The 19,307-nt window shown below is 37.1% G+C and carries 20 protein-coding genes and 1 tRNA gene; 8 read left to right on the top strand and 13 right to left on the bottom strand.

Going from position 1 to position 19,307, the window contains the following annotated elements:
- Nucleotides 1–14: 14 nt before the first annotated feature.
- Nucleotides 15–1,289 carry an aspartate kinase gene (locus HDE70_RS15815; RefSeq protein WP_183868092.1) on the top strand — a complete coding sequence of 425 codons (1,275 nt, stop codon included), beginning with the start codon at nt 15–17 and terminating at the stop codon, nt 1,287–1,289.
- Complete coding sequence (locus tag HDE70_RS15810) at nt 1,282–2,463, top strand: class I SAM-dependent methyltransferase (RefSeq protein WP_183868091.1); 1,182 nt, start codon at nt 1,282–1,284, stop codon at nt 2,461–2,463. The genes HDE70_RS15815 and HDE70_RS15810 overlap by 8 nt, the downstream gene beginning before the upstream one ends.
- A gap of 56 nt (nt 2,464–2,519) precedes the next feature.
- Here HDE70_RS15810 and HDE70_RS15805 read toward each other — a convergent pair whose 3' ends face one another.
- The 5 genes from HDE70_RS15805 to HDE70_RS15785 form a co-directional block, all read right to left on the bottom strand.
- Nucleotides 2,520–2,717 (bottom strand): cold-shock protein, encoded by a 198-nt coding sequence (locus tag HDE70_RS15805; protein ID WP_068395614.1) that lies wholly within the window; start codon nt 2,715–2,717, stop codon nt 2,520–2,522.
- 79 nt (nt 2,718–2,796) lie between these two features.
- On the bottom strand, nt 2,797–3,435 hold the full coding sequence (locus HDE70_RS15800) for a peroxiredoxin (protein ID WP_311676454.1): 639 nt from the start codon (nt 3,433–3,435) through the stop codon (nt 2,797–2,799).
- 103 nt (nt 3,436–3,538) lie between these two features.
- On the bottom strand, nt 3,539–4,453 hold the full coding sequence (locus HDE70_RS15795) for a DUF72 domain-containing protein (RefSeq protein ID WP_183891192.1): 915 nt from the start codon (nt 4,451–4,453) through the stop codon (nt 3,539–3,541).
- Nucleotides 4,454–4,523: 70 nt separating this feature from the next.
- The gene (locus HDE70_RS15790) at nt 4,524–5,618 is read right to left on the bottom strand and encodes a S1C family serine protease (RefSeq protein WP_183868088.1); all 1,095 of its coding nucleotides are present in this window, start codon (nt 5,616–5,618) and stop codon (nt 4,524–4,526) included.
- Nucleotides 5,619–5,625: 7 nt separating this feature from the next.
- Nucleotides 5,626–6,192 (bottom strand): RNA polymerase sigma factor, encoded by a 567-nt coding sequence (locus tag HDE70_RS15785; RefSeq protein ID WP_183868087.1) that lies wholly within the window; start codon nt 6,190–6,192, stop codon nt 5,626–5,628.
- 141 nt (nt 6,193–6,333) lie between these two features.
- Between HDE70_RS15785 and HDE70_RS15780 the strand changes: the two genes are divergently transcribed.
- The 3 genes from HDE70_RS15780 (at nt 6,334) to HDE70_RS15770 (ending at nt 8,674) form a co-directional block, all read left to right on the top strand.
- Nucleotides 6,334–6,555, top strand: coding sequence for a hypothetical protein (locus HDE70_RS15780; RefSeq protein WP_068395604.1), 222 nt, complete (start codon nt 6,334–6,336; stop codon nt 6,553–6,555).
- Nucleotides 6,556–6,660: 105 nt separating this feature from the next.
- Entirely contained in the window at nt 6,661–8,007 is a 1,347-nt protein-coding gene (gene purB / locus HDE70_RS15775) for an adenylosuccinate lyase (protein WP_183891191.1), read from the top strand.
- A 115-nt stretch (nt 8,008–8,122) separates the two neighbouring features.
- A complete protein-coding gene (locus HDE70_RS15770) occupies nt 8,123–8,674 on the top strand; it encodes a NifU family protein (RefSeq protein ID WP_183868085.1) in 552 nt (183 codons plus the stop codon).
- A 64-nt stretch (nt 8,675–8,738) separates the two neighbouring features.
- On the opposite strand, the gene HDE70_RS15765 is transcribed toward HDE70_RS15770, so the two are convergent.
- The 4 genes from HDE70_RS15765 to HDE70_RS15750 form a co-directional block, all read right to left on the bottom strand.
- Entirely contained in the window at nt 8,739–9,533 is a 795-nt protein-coding gene (locus HDE70_RS15765; protein ID WP_183891190.1) for an inositol monophosphatase family protein, read from the bottom strand.
- Nucleotides 9,534–9,543: 10 nt separating this feature from the next.
- A complete protein-coding gene (locus HDE70_RS15760; RefSeq protein ID WP_183868083.1) occupies nt 9,544–10,695 on the bottom strand; it encodes a prolipoprotein diacylglyceryl transferase in 1,152 nt (383 codons plus the stop codon).
- Nucleotides 10,696–10,725: 30 nt separating this feature from the next.
- Complete coding sequence (mtaB, locus tag HDE70_RS15755; protein WP_183891189.1) at nt 10,726–12,045, bottom strand: tRNA (N(6)-L-threonylcarbamoyladenosine(37)-C(2))-methylthiotransferase MtaB; 1,320 nt, start codon at nt 12,043–12,045, stop codon at nt 10,726–10,728.
- A gap of 161 nt (nt 12,046–12,206) precedes the next feature.
- Nucleotides 12,207–12,782, bottom strand: coding sequence for a UbiX family flavin prenyltransferase (locus tag HDE70_RS15750; RefSeq protein ID WP_183868082.1), 576 nt, complete (start codon nt 12,780–12,782; stop codon nt 12,207–12,209).
- Between the two features lie 460 nt (nt 12,783–13,242).
- On the opposite strand from HDE70_RS15750, the gene HDE70_RS15745 reads away from it, so the two are divergent.
- Both HDE70_RS15745 and rnhA read left to right on the top strand, forming a co-directional pair.
- Nucleotides 13,243–13,319, top strand: a tRNA-His gene (locus HDE70_RS15745).
- Nucleotides 13,320–13,526: 207 nt separating this feature from the next.
- Nucleotides 13,527–14,000: a ribonuclease HI gene (gene rnhA / locus HDE70_RS15740; protein ID WP_183868081.1), complete on the top strand. Its 474-nt coding sequence runs from the start codon at nt 13,527–13,529 to the stop codon at nt 13,998–14,000.
- 47 nt (nt 14,001–14,047) lie between these two features.
- Here rnhA and fbp read toward each other — a convergent pair whose 3' ends face one another.
- The 4 genes from fbp to HDE70_RS15720 are packed head-to-tail and all read right to left on the bottom strand — an operon-like array spanning nt 14,048 to nt 16,715.
- Nucleotides 14,048–15,079: a class 1 fructose-bisphosphatase gene (fbp, locus tag HDE70_RS15735; RefSeq protein WP_183868080.1), complete on the bottom strand. Its 1,032-nt coding sequence runs from the start codon at nt 15,077–15,079 to the stop codon at nt 14,048–14,050.
- A 23-nt stretch (nt 15,080–15,102) separates the two neighbouring features.
- Nucleotides 15,103–15,594: a metallophosphoesterase family protein gene (locus HDE70_RS15730; protein WP_183891188.1), complete on the bottom strand. Its 492-nt coding sequence runs from the start codon at nt 15,592–15,594 to the stop codon at nt 15,103–15,105.
- A 32-nt stretch (nt 15,595–15,626) separates the two neighbouring features.
- Complete coding sequence (locus HDE70_RS15725; protein WP_183891187.1) at nt 15,627–16,331, bottom strand: tRNA1(Val) (adenine(37)-N6)-methyltransferase; 705 nt, start codon at nt 16,329–16,331, stop codon at nt 15,627–15,629.
- Nucleotides 16,332–16,715, bottom strand: coding sequence for a VOC family protein (locus tag HDE70_RS15720; protein ID WP_183891186.1), 384 nt, complete (start codon nt 16,713–16,715; stop codon nt 16,332–16,334).
- Between the two features lie 328 nt (nt 16,716–17,043).
- Between HDE70_RS15720 and HDE70_RS15715 the strand changes: the two genes are divergently transcribed.
- Nucleotides 17,044–19,227 carry a glutamine synthetase III gene (locus tag HDE70_RS15715; RefSeq protein ID WP_183891185.1) on the top strand — a complete coding sequence of 728 codons (2,184 nt, stop codon included), beginning with the start codon at nt 17,044–17,046 and terminating at the stop codon, nt 19,225–19,227.
- Nucleotides 19,228–19,307 lie beyond the last annotated feature (80 nt).

Here is a 19,307-nt window from a genome sequence, read left to right as displayed (position 1 = left end):
ATTTTAAATAAACAATGCAGGTATTTAAATTCGGGGGAGCTTCTGTCGTGAATGCAGAAGCAGTAAAGAATCTTGTTGCTATTATTCAGCAGGCTGAAAAAGAAAATTTACTGATCGTAGTTTCTGCGATGGGTAAAATGACCAATAAACTAGAATTACTTTCAAATGCTTATATTTTCGGGCAAGAGAACACACACGATTTGCTTGATGAAGTCAAAGCTTATCATTTCAATATTTTAAATGATCTGTTTGATAACCATAATCATCCCATATTTAATGACGTCGCTAATACTTTCGTAGAAATCGAATGGTTATTAGAAGAAGAAGCAAGTGATGCACCCGATTATATTTATGATCAGATCGTTTCGATCGGTGAAGTAGTTTCTACTAAAATTGTAGCCGCTTACCTTAATGAAAGTAATATTTCCGCAGTGTGGGCAGACGCCAGAAACTTCATTAAAACTGACAATACTTACCGCGAAGGGCAAGTGGACTGGGAGAAAACTGAAACAGAAATCAAACGTAATCTTGTTCCATTATTGAAGAAAAACATTGTAGTGACGCAGGGATTTATTGGCAGCACCAGTGAAAACTTTACGACTACCCTGGGTAGAGAAGGTTCAGATTATTCCGCAGCCATTTTCTGTGCCTGTCTGGATGCCACTGCGCTAACCATCTGGAAAGATGTACCGGGTGTATTAAATGCAGACCCTAAATGGTTTGATGAAACAGAACGCATTCCTCAGCTTTCCTATCACGATGCGATCGAACTTACTTATTACGGCGCAACAGTAATCCATCCGAAGACCATCAAACCTCTTCAAAATAAGAATATCCCTTTGTATGTAAAATCATTTCTTCATCCAACCAGCGAAGGGACAGCAATCAATGGCATTAACAGTGAACTGCCAGTACCCTCCTTCATTTTCAAAGTGAATCAGGTGTTGATTTCTATCTTACCAAAGGATTTCTCTTTCATTATTGAAGAAAATCTGAGTGATATCTTCAGCTTATTTCATAAACACAAAGTGAAAGTAAATACCATGCTGAATTCAGCGCTGAGCTTTTCTGTGAGTGTAGACCATGAAGAAGAAAAGATAAACAACCTGATTCAGGATTTATCAATTTTATATAAAGTAAAATACAATAAAGGACTGGAGCTGGTAACCATCCGCTATTATAACCAGGATACGATCAATAGAGTGACTGTCAATAAAGATATTTTGCTGGAAGTAAAAAGCCGTCATACCTGCCAGATTGTAATGAAAGATAAATCAGCTATTGAATAAGCGACTTACAGAACCGGCCGTTCAGGATTATATCCATGACAATTTAAATGCAGATGTGCATAAAATTGCCATGGCCAAAAGCCCTTTTCCAGAGGTTACAGGAAAAGAACTGGCCAATCAGATCGCGTCCAGAAAAAAGTCCTTACGTAAACTGCCAACCTGGTTTCATACCGATTTCATTTATTACCCGCCCCTATTATCTGTAGAACAGTGCTCCTCAGAGATTACCGCAGCCTATAAAGCTGGATTAGCGACAGGCAAATCCATCATTGATCTGACAGGTGGCTATGGCGTAGACAGTTACTACTTCTCGCAGCAATTAAAATCCGTTACCCACTGCGAAATCAATGAAGAACTGTCAGCGATTGCCAGTTATAACGGAGTTTTACTGAAACAGGATAACGTACAATTTATCTCGGGAGACGGCCTGGAGTTCTTAAAAAACACCAATCAGGAATTTGATTGCGTTTATATTGATCCAGCCAGAAGAAGCACTTCAGGAAAAGTGTTTATGCTTAAAGACTGTACGCCTGATATTGTAGAAAATCTCAGCCTGTTATTGTCAAAAGCAAAACGGATACTTGTTAAAACTGCTCCGCTTTTAGATCTCAGCGCAGGATTAAAAGAACTTGATCATGTAGCTGAAATACATATTGTGAGCGTTAAAAACGAATGTAAAGAATTGGTCTGGGTGATCGAAAGAGATTTTGAAGGTTCCACCAGCATCATTTGCACTACTTTAAATACGACACAAAAGCAGTTTAGATTTACCCTGGGCGAAGAAGGAACAACCGCTATTACGGGTTCAGTTATTCCAGGCCAATATTTATATGAACCTGATGTCGCACTTTTAAAAAGTGGTGCTTTTAACCTGATTGCAGAAAGATATCAGTTACAAAAATTCCATCACCAAACCCAGTTGTATACTTCTTCTGTGATTCATACGGAGTTTCCGGGAAGAATATTCCTGCTTAACGAAGTAATGTCTGCGGCAAAAATAAAGAAAGAAAAAAACCTGGTTGGAAATGTAATTGTCAGAAACTATCCGGACAAAGCAGCCACGCTGGTTGATAAATATCATATCAAACCTGATGATACAGCATTCATCATTTTTACACAAAGCAGCACTGAAGGTAAAATCATTATTAAAAGTACAATTATACAGCATTACTAATACACAAAAAGCCTCCCGTAATGGGAGGCTTCAATCATTTAGCATCAAGACTAAATTTATATTTTTTTCACGTTTATCGCTTGTAAGCCTTTCTTTCCTTCAGTGATATCAAACTCTACATTATCATTCTCCTGAAGACTTTCAATACCGCCTATAACGTCTTTGAAATGGACAAAAATATCCTTGTTTCCTTCGTAAATTAAAAATCCGTAGCCTTTCTGCGTATTAAACCATTTTACTTTTCCCGTACTCATAGTATTTAAGTATAAAAATTAATATTTCTTTAAATTATCAATTATATCAAACTTAAAGAAAAGCAACAAGTTTTAAAAATTATTTATTAGGTTGTGGAGTAGTTCTTAAATAAGGTTTAATTACCTGATGCCCTTTAGGAAATTTAGCAGGAATATCTTCTGTTTTGATACTATTCATCACGACAACATCATCGCCGTCTTTCCAATCCGCAGGCGTAGCAACGCTATATTTAGCAGTCAGCTGTAAAGAATCAATAACTCTTAATACTTCAGTAAAATTTCTACCTGTTGAAGCCGGGTAAGTCAGCATTAATTTCACTTTTTTATCAGGCGAGATCACAAACAAGGAACGCACAGTTAACGTCTCAGAAGCATTAGGGTGGATCATATCATAAAGATCAGCGATCTTTTTATCCTCATCCGCTATAATTGGAAACTCTACATTAGTATCTTGTGTTTCATTGATATCCTGTATCCAGCCTTTGTGTGACTCTACAGAGTCTACGCTTAAAGCAATCACCTTTACATCTCTTTTCTCAAATTCTCCCTTAAGTGAAGCCGTACGGCCTAATTCAGTAGTACATACCGGAGTATAATCAGCAGGGTGGGAAAAAATCACTCCCCAGCTATCGCCAAGAAATTCATAAAAATCGATCTCACCAATTGATGTTTTAGCTTTAAAATTTGGAGCGGTATCTCCGATTCTGATACTCATAATCTTATTATTTTTTGATTTTAAATCGAACAATTATATCTGTTTACAAACACTACTAATATAGTAGTATATTATTGATAATCTCCAACATTTATATTTAATGATGCTAATCAAACAATGTAGGCTGGAATGATATTCCCGGAATATTAAGCCCTAACTGCTCATTAAACACCTTTATAGTATGTGCAGCCAAAAGAGGCGTATCCAGTTCATCATGCTGATGCAGAAAAAAGTAAATCTTCTGAAGTCCTTTCTCCTGCCATAACTTAAGCCTTGCCCCCCACTCGTCAATTCTTGCGAAATCATTCTTTTTATGCATACTTCCATTTCCTATAAACCTGATGAATACTTCAGGAACAGTAACCTCCATATGAACCAAATCTCTTCTCCCACTCACATCCGTAATCACAGCTCCCTTTTTTGTAGCCGTAAAGAGTTCAAAAACCTGTTTTCTGATTACCGGATCAGCAAACCACTGCTCATGCCTCAGTTCAACAAAGATCCTTGGTTCTGTGGGCAGGAATTTAAGATAATCTGATAAAACGGACAAATTTTTCACACTAAAACTTTCGCTTAGCTGTAAAAAGCAAGCGCCCAATGTATCCCCGAATTCAGCAACTGCTTTCAAATATTCAGCAGTACTCTGCTCCGATCCGACCAATCTTTGATCATGACTGATAATTTTAGGGAATTTAGGACAAAATAAAAAATCACCAGGTGCATTGTCTGAAGCTTTTTTCCTCCATTTGCGCACAGAATCAAGAGAAGGAATCTGATAGTAAGCTGCATTTAATTCTATCGCATTAAAATGTTTTGCATATTGATCCAGAAAATCTGCTTCCTTGGTTTTAGGCGGATAAATTAACCCTACCCATTCCTTTCGACCCCATTTTGCACATCCAATAAAGACTTCAGCCTTACCAGGCTGGCCATTTAAGACTTTCAATGTCTGCTGTCCATCCTCAGGCAATGTAAAATCTATCTCCTTAACCTGATCTGAATTTACTTTTCCAAATTCCATAAAATTGGCTTTAAAAACAAAACCCCGAAACAAGCATTATGTTTCGGGGTTTTTTAAAAAAGCGTTTCGCTTAATTATATACTTTGATCATATAGACATAGTTTTCAATCTTATCTATTTGTTTAGTTCTGTTTAAACCCTGTAAAGGATTCTTTTTAGCAAAGACAACCTTCTTACCCAATGAATCCTGAGGAATTGCATTTAAAGCTTCCAGAATGTATTTAGATTTGATGGCAAATGTTGCACCATCAACCTGATTTTCTTTCGCAGTAATCACACCGATGATATTACCATAGTTATCCAATAACGGGCCACCGCTATTTCCAGGATTAATTGGAATAGAAACCTGGTATTGCGTAGTATCACCTACATGGCCTGTTTTTGAGCTGATATAACCTTCACCCAATACAGCATCATCCTTTGGATAACCTAACGTATATACATTCTCACCCATTCCAATACTATTTTTCTTCAATTTATATGGAATAGCAGAAAGTGGTGTAAATGACTCATCAATAATTTTCAGGATCGCAATGTCATACTGTGGATCACGGTAAACAACCTTTACTTTATAAGAGTCTCCTTTATTATTTTGTACATATACTGAATCTGCATCTCTTACCACATGGTAATTTGTACACAAATATCCATTTGCAGTTAAAGCAAACCCTGTTCCGCCAAATTGAGCTGACCGGACATGCCCCTTTTCAGTTTTAGGACTTGAATTGATAGTTCTTACCAATTTATTCTGACTGTTTTTGATATTGGTAATCTCTCTTCGCATCACTTCATAACTACCATTTTGCAAGGTATTATGCTGTATAGAATAAATAGAGAATATAGTTAACAGGATAAATGAGGCAGCAATGGCCATTGCCGATTTATTTTTGCGCCACATATTAATAATAAATGAAGGATGCGGTCTAAGCTCTTCGCTCAGTGCAGTTACATTTATTCCGGCATGGGCCCTGTCCATCTGCTCTTTCAAAGAAAGGACTTTACCATATTGCTTTATTGCGTCCATAAAAACCTTATGTGCAACTACTTTATGATCAATTACAGGATCATTGGCACGCAATTTATCAAAAGCTTCTGCTTCTGCGGCTGTAAGTTTACCCCTGAGGTAATCTTCAATGATAGCATCTAATTCTATGTCGTTCCTCATACCGTACTTAAGATTGAAAAAATAATTTCTTTAATCTCTGCAAACATTTATATTTCTGAGTTTTGGCATTATCCGTATTGGTGTAGCCAAATTTCTCACAGATATCCTGCATGGAGAGATTATTTATATAAAAATCCTGAATAATAGTTTTGCAGGGTTCCCCCAGGTTCTGAAGTGCCGAACCCATCTTTTCAAACTGAAGATCCTTCTCTTCATGATACTCTAAATCAACCTCTACTGACACTACATCTTCAAAATCAGAAACATTATTTGTCTTTTTGCTTTGCTGTGCAAGCTTTTTTAGCCAAATACGTCTGCAAACTGAATATATATAAGTCTTAAGTTTGCTGCTTAACTCAAAGTCTCCGCTCTTAATTTTATTATATAAAATAATAATCGCTTCCTGATAGACATCTTTTGCATCATCCTCATCACCGTTATTATTTATAATAAACTGCAAAATCATCGGAAAATACCCGACGTACAGCTTATTAAGTGCATCTTCCGAGTTATTTAGTATCCCTAAAACTACCTCTCTATCTGTTGGAACTGAATCGCTTAACTTGTTACTCACCAATTAATACATTTATACGTGAATGGTAACCCAATATTAGACAAAAAAATTATTTAAATCTTTTTTAAAAATAGTGGGTTACCTTTTGATCATTGTGGTATTAATCTGTAAAATTAATTAATTATTTTAAATAGAATTCAAATGAAAAACTTATTCAAATTCGGCTTTTTAGCTTTAGCAATCTCTTTATCAGTAGCAGCATGTAACTCAGAAAAAAAAGCTGGTGCAACTGACACTACAGTAACTGATTCTTCAGTTGTTACTACTGACGTTGATACTACTGTTAAAGATTCAACAGTTAAAGATACAGCGGTTAAAACTACTACTACTGAAGTTAAACCAGCTGCTGAAGCTAAAAAATAAGCTAGATAAAATCTACAGAAAGGCTTTGGTTCTCCAAAGCCTTTTTTTTGTGCCTTTAGGTTTGAGTAAAATGCTACCTTTGCATTTGTAAAAATATCCCTATACATGAATTTATCTCCTCTTCAAGCTATATCACCAGTTGATGGTCGTTATAGAAACACCACACAAAACCTGGCTAAATATTTTTCGGAATCGGCTTTAATCAAATATAGAGTATACGTTGAAATTGAATATTTCATCGCTTTATGTGAAACTGGTTTAACAGGATTAAGCCATTTTGACAAAACAAATTACAGCAAACTCCGCAGTATATTCGAACAGTTTAGTGATGAGAATGCGCAGGAAGTAAAGGACACAGAAAAAATCACCAACCACGATGTCAAAGCCGTTGAATATTTTATCAAAAAAAGATTTGATGATTTAGGCCTTGGAGACTTTAAAGAGTTTATCCATTTCGGATTAACCTCTCAGGATATCAATAATACAGCAATCCCTTATACCTTTAAGCTTTCACTTGAAGAAGAATATTATCCAAACATCCAGTTACTGATTGTAAAACTTCAGGAATTAGCTGCCGAATGGAAAGATATTCCTTTATTGGCGCACACTCACGGTCAGCCAGCATCCCCGACTAAATTGGGTAAAGAATTTTTAGTCTTCGCAGAACGTCTGGAAATTCAACTGAATAACCTTAAAAACATCCCTCATAGTGCAAAATTTGGTGGAGCAACAGGAAACTTCAATGCACATCATATCGCCTATCCTGGAATTAACTGGGTAGACTTTTCTAACCACTTCGTTAATGAGATCTTAACCTTAAGCCGTGCACAACATACCACACAAATTGAACATTACGATCAATTTGCAGCGCAATGTGATGCTTTAAAAAGGATTAATACGATTATTATTGACCTGGACAGAGATATTTGGGCTTATATCTCTAAAAACTACTTCAAGCAAAAAATTAAAGAAGGAGAAGTAGGTTCTTCCGCAATGCCACATAAAGTAAATCCTATTGACTTTGAAAATGCAGAAGGAAATGCTGGTCTTGCGAATGCATTATTTGAATTCTTTGCTGCAAAACTGCCAATTTCACGTTTACAAAGAGATTTAACAGACTCCACAGTATTAAGAAATGTAGGTGTTCCTATGGCGCATACGATGATTTCTATCTCTTCAACTTTAAAAGGGCTGAACAAGCTTTTATTAAACAATGAAGTTATCGCAGCAGATCTGGAAAACAACTGGGCTGTGGTTGCCGAAGCGATTCAAACCGTATTGAGAAGAGAAGCTTATCCTAACCCTTACGAAGCCTTAAAAGATCTGACGCGTACCAATCAGAAAATTACTGCACATACTATGGCAGCATTTATTGATGGCCTTCAAATTGATGAGAATTTAAAACAGGAGCTGAAGCAAATCACACCATTTAATTATACAGGCGTATTTTAAATAAACCCGGCTTTAAAACGTACCTTCATACAGGATAATATATAATGACCTAAAACAGACATCGATATCTGTAATTGAATTGCGAATTATTTATTTTTGTAAGAAAAAAGAGACAATGACTATTAACGTATATACAGAACAAACCCCGAATCCTGCCACCATGAAGTTTATGGTTAATAAACTTCTGATTAATGGCAGCGAGGACTTCGCTACAAAAGAAAGTGCTGAGCACTCTCCTTTTGCAAAAGAATTATTCAAGTTTAATTTTGTTAGTGGTGTATTTTTCGCAAGTAATTTCGTGACCATTACAAAAACTGAAGATGCTGAATGGCCTGATATCGAGCCAATCTTAAAGGAGTTTGTTAAAGGTGCTGTAGAATCAGAATATAAAATCAAAGAAGTTACCACAGAAGAAGCACCTGCTTTTGAAGGATCTGATCTGGAAGTAAAAATTCAGCAGATCTTACATGATTACGTTCGTCCTGCTGTTGAACAGGATGGCGGTGCAATCAGTTATAAATCATTTGAAGAAGGTGTTGTTACCGTTGAACTTCGCGGTTCATGCAGCGGATGCCCTTCCTCTACTATTACTTTAAAATCTGGTATTCAGAATTTATTGCAGCGTATGGTTCCAGAAGTAAAAGAAGTTGTTTCTAACGCTTTGTAATTCCAACCAGCTCTGCATAAAAAAACGGTCTGTGAATATTCACAGACCGTTTTTTTTTATATACTTAACTTTCAAAATGCCGCTGAATAGCCTCCAGCATTTCTATATCCACCAAACCATTGGTAGCCAGAATTTCCCTGCGCTCAATGAATTCATCCCCCCCGCCAAAATTCATCACTTTTCCACCTGCCTGCTGAACCAGGTAAGCACCGCCAGCCACATCATAAGAATTCAGGTTATATTCAAAAAATGCATCAAATCTGCCACAAGCTACATAAGCTAAATCTACCGCAGCAGAACCTATCCGTCTTAAACCATGCGTCTTTTGCATTAATTCCGCTAATAACTGCATATACTGAGCCTGTTTATCAAACTCATAATAAGGAAACCCGGTAGCCAGTAAAGAATCAGCCAGGCTATTCCGCTGAGAAACCCTGATAGGCTTGTGATTCAAATAAGCAGGTGCATCTTTGTAACTATGAAACATCTCTCCTCTGTTAATCTCGTAAACAACACCCAAAACAGGCTTATCTTCCTCATATAAAGCAATACTGATAGAATAAGTCGGTACACCATGGATAAAGTTGGTCGTACCATCCAGCGGATCTATAATCCAGTTATATGTTTTCCCTTTTGTATTAACCGTTTGTTCTTCGGTTGTAAAACCAGCATCCGGTATTAATTGATCAAGATTTTCGACGATGATTTCCTCAGCAGTTTTATCTACATAAGAAACCAGGTCATTTAATCCTTTGAATTCAATAGCCTCCGCATCAAAACGCATCGATTCCTTCCGTATAAAATTGCCCGCCAACCGCGCGATTGCGATAACTTGTGAACTCAGTAATTCGTAATTCAAATTGTGAAATTTAGCTTGTGTGTGTATTTTTATTCTTTATTGAGAACGCTACCAATAACAAGCCGCCAATAAACAAGAGAGAAGAAATCAACTCTGCCTGTGTAAAAGAGATACCTGCAACATGATACTTTGAATTGACACGGATCAGCTCGACAAAAAATCGCTCCATTCCGTTCATCATTAGATAAATTCCGAACATCATTCCCGGAAGCTTAATCTGGTGGCGGATACGCCATAGAATAAGAAATAAGATAAAACATACAATCACCTCATAAATAGGCGTAGGATATACAGGAAGAGGCAGTACATTACAGAACTTGCCCACACAACCCGGAATAGGCACACCTTCCATCGCCACGTTATTTGGATAAGTATAAGCCCATAACCAATCAGGTAACCAGCCAAAAGGCTTAGGATTCATATTGACAATACCCCAGTCCCCGTCACCGGACATGTGACAACCAATCCGGCCGACACTATAAGCCAGCATCATTCCAGGGCCGCCAACATCCAGCATATGCAAAGGTTTGATTCCATTTTTCTTTGCAATGTATAATACAGCCGCACCACCGCAGATTAATCCGCCGTAAAATGTTAAACCGCTAAAAGACAATAATCCACCTATAGGATCTTGAATAAACGTATCCCAGTGTTCCAGGTTATCAAATATTTTTGCGCCCAGAAAGCCCCATACCGCAGCCCACACGATCATATTCCCCATTAATTCATAAGGATGTTCCGTAACTTCTACTTTTTTAGGTTGAGCAAGTTTGAATTTATTTTTTTCTTTATAATCCCAGTAGGCAAATAATCCGGCAAAAAATAACCCACCAAGAATGTTTCCCTTCAGGGATAACAATACAGTTTGCGCATCGCTGACAAACAAACGGTAGTTTAATAAAGCGTAAACCAGTTTATAACCAATCAGAAAACCAAAAATACAATTAGAGATTAATTCGGTGGTCGTTGCAGGCTTGCCGATTGTGATGATCCTTTTTACAGGATGTAATAAACCCAGAGCTTCTTTTCTTTTCAGCTCCTGCGTAAATGCCCAGTAACCTGCAATAAAAGCCAGGGCAACAAATACACCAAAAGTATTAAAAGGCAAGGGAACCTGAACACCGAAGAGATATTCTATAAAATGAGAAACGGTAGGAAACATACGCGTATATTTTTTTACGCGAATATAAGATTAATGTGCTAAAACTTGCTCAGTTTCCATAACTTCTACCTCACCGTCCGCAGTTAATTCCATTAGTTTAACCATTTTAATTTCATTAACCATTACAGGATCATATTTAGCTTTTACTTTAACGTAATTCTTGGTAAAACCATGCATGAAACCATTTTTCTGATCATCCTCAAATAAAACTTCTCCAACAGTTCCGATTTGTGACTGGTAAAAAGCTCTGCGTTTCTTATCAGATAAGATATGCAGCATTTTACTTCTGTCAGCACGTGTACTTCCGGCAACAGCGCCAGCCATTTCAGCAGCTTCAGTCTGTTCACGCTCCGAATACGTAAAAACATGCAGATATGAAATATCAAGTTCGTTCAGGAATTGGTACGTATCCAGAAAATCTTCTTTAGTTTCTCCCGGGAAACCAACAATGACGTCTACCCCGATACAGCAATCAGGAATTAATGCTTTAATTGTTGCTACGCGTTCCGTATATAAATCTCTGCGGTAACGTCTTTTCATCAGTCCCAGGATCTTATCAGAACCAGATTGCAGTGGAATATGGAAATGAGGTACAAATCTTTTAGAAGCAGCTACAAAGCTGATAATTTCATTACTTAATAAATTCGGCTCAATAGAAGAGATGCGGATTCTTTCGATACCTTCTACTTCATCTAAAGCTTTAACCAGATCAAAGAACTTATCCTCACGTTTTCCGTCGCGGATACCGAAATCACCAAGGTTTACGCCGGTCAGTACGATTTCTTTTACACCACTTTCTGCAATTTGTCTGGCACGGTTAACCACATTTTCGATGGTATCACTTCTGCTGCCACCTCTTGCAAGCGGGATCGTACAATAGGTACACGGATAATCACAACCATCCTGAACTTTCAGGAAAGTACGTGTTCTGTCCCCTATAGAATAAGCAGCTATAAAATTATGATTAACTTTTTCAATGTTTTGCTGATGAATCACAGCTTTTGGCAATTTGGTCAGATCTGAGATATACTCTACAATCCGGAATTTCTCAGCCGCACCCAGTACCATATCCACACCTTCAATTTCAGCGATTTCAACAGGTTTCAACTGCGCATAACAACCTACAATAGTAATATAAGCGTTTGGCGCATATTTAAGAGCTTCCTTCACTACCTTACGGCACTTCTTATCCGCATGCTCTGTTACAGAACAGGTATTGATGACATATACATCCGCGGCGTCAGTAAAATCTACTACAGCATAACCTGCATCAGTAAAAAGACGTCCGATAGTTGAAGTTTCCGAAAAATTTAACTTGCAACCCAGTGTATAAAATGCTACTTTCTTCATTGAAATATATTGTTATGAGGCTAATAAACATTATACATTATTGCATAACGCCGAATATATCAGCATTCATTTGAGGTGCAAAGATAAGTTTTTAGATTAATGTTTACCTAACCCCAAACATTTGTTCATTGTCAAATTATGTACTGCGGGTTATCTTTATGCTAGGAATCCTGGTTTTCATTCCACCTGTAACTATCCTGTTCTAATCCTGCAAGGTCTATAATCCTGCTTACAACAGTTTGTGCTGCTTCCTCGATCGTTGTAGGTATACTATAATAAGATGGGTTGGCCGGGCAGATAATCCCTCCTGCTTCAGTCACTGTTTTCATATTATTAATATGAATCAGACTAAAGGGCGTATCTCTCACTACAGCGATCAGTTTCCTGCGCTCTTTTAAAATGACATCAGCAGCTCTTGAAATTAAATCATTAGAAATACCATGGGCAATTCTTCCTAAAGTCCCCATAGAACAAGGAATAATAATCATCGTATCAAATTTTGCAGACCCGGAAGCAAAAGGAGCATTGAAATCCATTTTTGGATAAAAAGTAAAAGGATACTGCTCATAATCACTATTGCCTAATTCAAAACGCCAAACCTCTTTTGCGTTGTCAGACATCACTACACCTACCGTTTCAATCTGATCAGTCAACTGGAGCAAATTATTCAATAAGAGTTTAGCATATACAGAACCGCTGGCTCCGGTGATCGCGACGATGATTTTCTTCTTCTTCATAGAGGCGGTAAAGATACGGAACCTATAGAAACAAAAAAGGGCCGAAAATAAATTTCCGGCCCTACATCTACCTATGAAAAACATACCCTCGAAAGGGTAAGCTCAAATGTAATATTCTTTTCTAACAAAAAGAAAATTTTAACACTTTTTAAGTATTTATGATACAATGATGTTAATTGTACCTTTTACACTATGATAAAGCCATTTATTTTTTTTGAAGGTAATACAAAAAACCTTCGGGTTTCAGTTATCTGACACAAGAAGCGTTATATCTAATGCTTGAAAATTCCCAAAAAAGTCATTTATCTACCCTCACGTCCTCAAATCAAACATATATTTTAAAATTTTATTAAAATTTAAATTACTGTCTATGAATAGTTTAAAAAATAATTCAGATTTTAGTTCAGAATAATTTGCTAACGTTATTATAATTCGTACTTTTGTCAAACTGAAAAACACGGTGGTTTTAGCTCAGTTGGTTAGAGCATCGGTTTGTGGTACCGAGGGTCGTGGGTTCGAGCCCCATATTCCACCCCATTATAAAATCAGTATAAAAGCAGTCTTTCGGGACTGCTTTTTTTTTGACTTCAATTTTTCGGCAGCATAAGGGCTCTCCCTAATAGACTATCCTTATCTCCTTCTTAAAACAAACTCTCCTTACCCCCTTTTACATTTTCTTTTGTTAATTTAGCCCTCTACACAAATTAAACACTATAACCTTGTTTATAGTAATTAGAAATTATAATGATTGAAATTTACACGGACGGTGCAGCAAGCGGAAACCCAGGACCAGGAGGATACGGCGTAATATTGCGTTCAGGTAGTCATTACAAAGAATTAAGCGGAGGCTTCCGCATGACAACCAATAACAGAATGGAACTACTCGCAGTTATCGAAGGACTCAATGCCATCAAACAACCAGGCGCACAGGTTACCATTTACTCAGACTCTAAATACGTTGTAGATTCCGTAGAAAAGAAATGGGTATTCGGCTGGGTTAAAAAAGGATTCAAGGATAAAAAGAATAAAGACCTTTGGATTCGTTACCTGGCAGTACACAAATTACATGATATCAAATTCATCTGGATCAAAGGACACAATGCACATCCTGAAAACGAAAGATGTGACGTATTAGCTGTCGCAGCCTCCAAAGACAAAGCAACGCAGCAAATCGATACAGAATTCGAAGCAGAAAAAAACAGAGCAACCTTATTATAAAAAAATAGGGACAGCTTAAATCTGTCCCTATTTATATTACAATAAAACTAAGCAGTTTTAATTTTCGAATCAGTTACCGCATAAGTTGCCATCAGTTCTTCTGCCATTTTCACCATTTTCTCCGAACCAATAAAAATAGATGATCTCTGGTGTAATTCCTCAGGCTGTATCTCTAAAATCCTTCTGAAACCATCAGAAGCCGTACCACCAGCCTGCTCTATAATAAATGCCATTGGATTACATTCATATAATAACCTCAGCTTTCCATTTGGAGAACTTGCTGTAGTTGGATAGATATAAATACCACCCTTAATTAAATTGCGGTGAATATCAGCGACCATAGAACCAATATACCTCGAAGTATAAGGTCTGTTAGTTGCCTCATCATGAACCTGCGCATATTTCAGATACTGCTTTACCCCCATAGGGAAATGCACATAATTTCCTTCATTAATCGAATAGATACTACCATCCTTAGGCACTTTCATATTCGGATGAGATAAACAGAATTCACCGATAGAAGGATCAAGCGTAAAACCATTCACCCCTTTACCAGTGGTATAAACCAGCATCGTTGAAGAACCGTAGATTACATAACCTGCTGCCACCTGCTCTGTACCCTTTTGAAGCACATCAGCCAAAGTAGCCATCCCTTCCACAGATTTTCTGCGGTAAATAGAAAAGATAGTTCCAACAGCTACATTGACATCAATATTTGAAGAACCATCCAAAGGATCAATACACACAATATATTTTGCATTTTTAGATACCGGCGAATCAATAGGGACGAAATCATCTTCCTCCTCAGTTGCAACGATACAGCACTCTCCTCCGCTGGTCAGCGCAGAAATAAACTGGGTATTTGCAAAAACATCTAACTTTTTCTGCCCCTCCCCCTGGATATTCACTGTCCCTGCATCCCCGAGAATGTCTACTAACCCTGCTTTATTCACCTCCCGGTTAACAATTTTTGCGGCGATCCCAATATCTCTCAATAATCTTGAAAGTTCTCCTTTTGCGTAAGAGAAATCAGCCTGTTTCTCAATAATGAATTGCCCTAATGTTTTTATACCCGACATATATACTTAGTGTACTTTATACGTTACCTATTACCTATTTCTATGGCCTCTAAGGTATGGATTTTTTCTTCCGAAATACAAAAACGAATTAAAGTTTTAACTTTATGCCAGCCAGATTTACCCGCTGCACCCGGGTTTATATGTAAACAGCCAATTTTAGGATCGAACATCACTTTTAGGATATGAGAGTGACCAGTGATGAAAAGCTTCGGGGGGTTAGTGTATATTTCACCCTTTATATTTGGAGCATATTTTCCGGGATATCCACCAATATGAGTCATCCAAACATCCACATTTTCACAGTTAAAACGCAGATGCTCTGGAAACTCCGCTCTGATCTCTTTATCATCGATATTTCCGTACACTCCTTTTAATGGTTTAAATGCTTTTAACTTTTCCGCAACATCAGGCCCAAAATCTCCTGCATGCCAGATCTCATCACAATCTTCAAAGTGCTTATAAACCGCATCATCCAGGTAACCATGCGTATCTGAAATTAATCCAATTTTTTTCATTTAGAATGCCGTTAAAATTTATTAAAAACTGTTTAAAGGGCCAGTAAAAAATCCCTGAGCAAATATTTATACTGATCCGTATATATATTTTGTCCTTCATATATATATAAATGTTCTTCTAAAACTGGCTTATCAGAAAAACCAAGGCAAATAATCTGTCTGAAAGAAGTCTTGGTCTGATCCGAATACACATGAACGATCTTTGAAGGAAAAAGTTTTTGAAGTACCGCATTTACCACCACAGACTCTGCCTGTTTCACCGGAAGAATGAGCCAAAGTAATCCATCCTCAGTCAGCATCCCCGCAGCCTTTTTCAACAATAAGCCGAAAAAATCCTCATCCGCATGCCTGGCAATCTCCTTCCGCTTTTCCGGGTTCTTTAAATCATTTACAAAGTAAGGAGGATTGGAAACAATCAGTGAATACTTCAAATCAGTATCAAATTCTTCGAAGGAAGAATGAAACACATCCGTCCTGTCAGCGAACGGAGAGTTCAGGCAGTTTTTTGATGCCGCTAATGCAGCAGACTCGTCAATTTCAACCGCATGAACAAGAGAGGATGAAAAACGTTGTGCCATCATCAGCGCAATTACGCCAGTTCCAGTACCTATATCTAAAATATTTACAGGAGCCGGGTGTTCTGCTACAGCTCCTAAAAGGACACCATCTGTATTTATTTTCATCGCACAACCAGTCTGATCAACTGCAAACTGTTTAAATCTGAAAATGCTACCCATTTAGCTTTGATAAATTTCAAGCGGCAATCCGTCAGGATCAGTGAAGAAAGTAAATTTCTTACCCGTATACTCATCAATTCTCAGTTCTTCTGTCACCACTCCTTTAGCATTCAATGCAGCCGCAACAGCAGCTACATCATCAACCTCAAAAGCCAAATGCCTCAAACCTGCTGCTTCGGGTCTGGATGGTCTTTCAGGAGGATTTTCAAAAGAAAACAATTCTATCTGATAAAGCCCGTTTACCGACAAATCCAATTTATAAGATTTCCGTTCAGCCCTGTATACTTCCTGAATGACTGTTAAACCTAATATATTAACATAGAAATTTTTACTAACCGTATAATCGGTGCAAATAATAGCAACGTGATGAATTCTTTTGAACATAATGTCGTTTCGTGTTTTAAATTCTGATCAAATGTAAATATTCTAAGCCTTTGAGCAGAAATTTAACATAAAAACAAGATTATCTTCAAATAATAAGGATAGAAATGACTAAATTCCAAAAAATAACATCAATTTAATAAAAAAAGCAATCCTTCTTTAAACCAGCATTAAAGCCTAAAAAGCAGGATTAAAGGAACAAAACCGTAATCAAAAGGATTAAAAAACCTGAAATACCATTAATTAACATATTGATAATTGATTTTTTAGTCAGAATTATTCAATAATTAATTATAAAAATTATATTTTTGATCAAATTTTAAAGAAACTAATGAAAAGCTTAAGGACAAACGCATTAAAAGAGGCACAAACCAGAGTTTCACCAGAAGTTAAGGCTCCATCAGTCAAAATTTCTGAGTTTTTTGGCTCAAACGTGTTCGATAAAAAGAAAATGAAAGATTTCTTATCTAAAGAAGTCTATGAAAAACTAATCTCAGCAATCGATCAGGGTGAATTAATTAATCAGGATGATGCCAATCAGATCGCTACAGCGATGAAACATTGGGCGATGTCTAAAGGAGTTACACACTATACACACTGGTTTCAGCCATTAACAGGCTCAACAGCTGAAAAACATGACTCTTTTTTCGAACCTACGATTGATGGTCCGGTAGAAAAATTTGCAGGTAGCGCATTAGTACAACAAGAACCAGATGCATCAAGTTTCCCGAATGGTGGTATCAGAAATACTTTTGAAGCCAGAGGTTACACTGCGTGGGACCCTTCTTCTCCAGCTTTCATTATGGAAAGTAAAGCAGGAAAAACCTTATGCATTCCAACTGTATTCGTAGCTTATACAGGTGAAGCATTAGATTATAAAGCTCCTTTATTAAAAGCATTAAACGCATTAGACAAAGCAGCAGTTGACGTTTGTCAATATTTCGATAAAGGAATTGACAAAGTAACCGCTTCTTTAGGTATTGAGCAGGAATATTTCCTGGTTGACCTTGCTTTATTTAACGCACGTCCGGATTTAGCTTTAACAGGCCGTACTTTATTTGGTCATATGTCCGCTAAAGGACAACAATTAGACGATCATTATTTCGGATCAATCCCTGAGCGTGTATTCACTTTCATGGTAGATTTTGAAAATGAAGCCTTTAAATTAGGTATTCCTTTAAAAACACGTCACAACGAGGTTGCACCATTGCAATTTGAATGTGCACCATTATACGAAGAAATCAACCTGGCTATCGATCACAATCAATTATTGATGGATCTGATGGAAAAAGTTGCCAGACGTCATAACTTCAAAGTATTATTACATGAGAAGCCATATGCAGGTATCAACGGTTCAGGTAAACATAACAACTGGTCATTAATCACCAATACAGGTAAAAACCTGCTAGCTCCAGGTAAAACGCCTAAAAACAACCTGATGTTCCTTGCTTTCTTTGTGAATACAATCAAAGCCGTACATGAACACGCAGATTTATTAAGAGCGAGTATTGCTTCAGTAAGTAATGACCACCGTTTAGGCGCAAATGAAGCACCACCGGCAATCATTTCTATCTTCTTAGGTCAGCAATTGAACGAAGTATTAGATGAAATCGAACACTCACGTATCAGCAAAAAAATTAAAGAAGATAACGCATTGTGGTTAGGTATCCCTAAAATCCCACAAATCTTATTAGATAATACTGACCGTAACCGTACTTCACCATTTGCCTTTACAGGTAATAAATTTGAATTACGTGCCGTAGGATCTTCAGCAAACTCATCAGCACCGATGACAGTTCTGAACTCTATCATGGCAGATCAGCTGGTTAAATTTAAAGTTGAAGTAGATAAACTGATCAAAAAAGGTGAGAAAAAAGACATCGCTCTTTTAACCATCATCAAAAAATACATCAAAGAATCAAAAGATATTCGTTTCGAAGGAAATGGTTACAGCCAGGACTGGGAAGATGAAGCAGCTAAACGTGGTCTTGCGAACATCAAAACTACTCCATTAGCATTAGATGCTTATATCTCTGAGAAATCAACTGAATTATTTGAAAGAGCAAACATCTTCACTAAACGTGAGCTGCATGCACGTCATGACATTCTTTTAGAAAGTTATTACAAAAAATTACAGATTGAAGCCAGAGTAATGGGTGAAGTTGCGAATACCATGATTATTCCGGCTTGTATTGCTTACCAGAACACCTTATTGGAGAATGCAAAAAGCATTAAAGAATTAGGCTTACCAAAAGAAGCATTAGTTGCGCCATTGGCAATCATCAACAAATTATCTGATCACTTGTCAATCGTAAAAACTACAATTGATGAAATGTTAGAAGCTCGTAAAGTTGCCAATACCATTGAAGATTCAAGAGAGAAAGCTATCGCTTACGATGAGAAAGTTAAATCTCATTTTGATACCATCCGTTACAACGTTGACAAATTAGAGCAAATTGTAGACGACAGCGTTTGGCCATTACCAAAATTCAGAGAGTTATTATTTTTAAAATAGAATTCCATTAATTTATTGATATAACCTCTGCGCTTAAAACGCAGAGGTTATTTTTTTTTGTTTGAATCGTCTACATTCGG

The organism is Pedobacter cryoconitis (assembly GCF_014200595.1).
GTDB classification, from domain to species: domain Bacteria; phylum Bacteroidota; class Bacteroidia; order Sphingobacteriales; family Sphingobacteriaceae; genus Pedobacter; species Pedobacter cryoconitis_C.
This window is presented reverse-complemented; position numbering and strand designations above follow the sequence as displayed.

What these genes read in the sequence shown, in the direction of transcription:
- HDE70_RS15815 (WP_183868092.1), top strand. Translation starts at nt 15, where the DNA reads ATGCAGGTATTTAAATTCGGGGGAGCTTCTGTCGTGAATGCAGAAGCA.
- HDE70_RS15805 (WP_068395614.1), bottom strand. Translation starts at nt 2,717, where the DNA reads ATGAGTACGGGAAAAGTAAAATGGTTTAATACGCAGAAAGGCTACGGA.
- HDE70_RS15795 (WP_183891192.1), bottom strand. Translation starts at nt 4,453, where the DNA reads ATGGAATTTGGAAAAGTAAATTCAGATCAGGTTAAGGAGATAGATTTT.
- HDE70_RS15790 (WP_183868088.1), bottom strand. Translation starts at nt 5,618, where the DNA reads ATGAGGAACGACATAGAATTAGATGCTATCATTGAAGATTACCTCAGG.
- HDE70_RS15780 (WP_068395604.1), top strand. Translation starts at nt 6,334, where the DNA reads ATGAAAAACTTATTCAAATTCGGCTTTTTAGCTTTAGCAATCTCTTTA.
- purB (WP_183891191.1), top strand. Translation starts at nt 6,661, where the DNA reads ATGAATTTATCTCCTCTTCAAGCTATATCACCAGTTGATGGTCGTTAT.
- HDE70_RS15770 (WP_183868085.1), top strand. Translation starts at nt 8,123, where the DNA reads ATGACTATTAACGTATATACAGAACAAACCCCGAATCCTGCCACCATG.
- HDE70_RS15760 (WP_183868083.1), bottom strand. Translation starts at nt 10,695, where the DNA reads ATGTTTCCTACCGTTTCTCATTTTATAGAATATCTCTTCGGTGTTCAG.
- mtaB (WP_183891189.1), bottom strand. Translation starts at nt 12,045, where the DNA reads ATGAAGAAAGTAGCATTTTATACACTGGGTTGCAAGTTAAATTTTTCG.
- HDE70_RS15750 (WP_183868082.1), bottom strand. Translation starts at nt 12,782, where the DNA reads ATGAAGAAGAAGAAAATCATCGTCGCGATCACCGGAGCCAGCGGTTCT.
- rnhA (WP_183868081.1), top strand. Translation starts at nt 13,527, where the DNA reads ATGATTGAAATTTACACGGACGGTGCAGCAAGCGGAAACCCAGGACCA.
- fbp (WP_183868080.1), bottom strand. Translation starts at nt 15,079, where the DNA reads ATGTCGGGTATAAAAACATTAGGGCAATTCATTATTGAGAAACAGGCT.
- HDE70_RS15730 (WP_183891188.1), bottom strand. Translation starts at nt 15,594, where the DNA reads ATGAAAAAAATTGGATTAATTTCAGATACGCATGGTTACCTGGATGAT.
- HDE70_RS15725 (WP_183891187.1), bottom strand. Translation starts at nt 16,331, where the DNA reads ATGGGTAGCATTTTCAGATTTAAACAGTTTGCAGTTGATCAGACTGGT.
- HDE70_RS15720 (WP_183891186.1), bottom strand. Translation starts at nt 16,715, where the DNA reads ATGTTCAAAAGAATTCATCACGTTGCTATTATTTGCACCGATTATACG.
- HDE70_RS15715 (WP_183891185.1), top strand. Translation starts at nt 17,044, where the DNA reads ATGAAAAGCTTAAGGACAAACGCATTAAAAGAGGCACAAACCAGAGTT.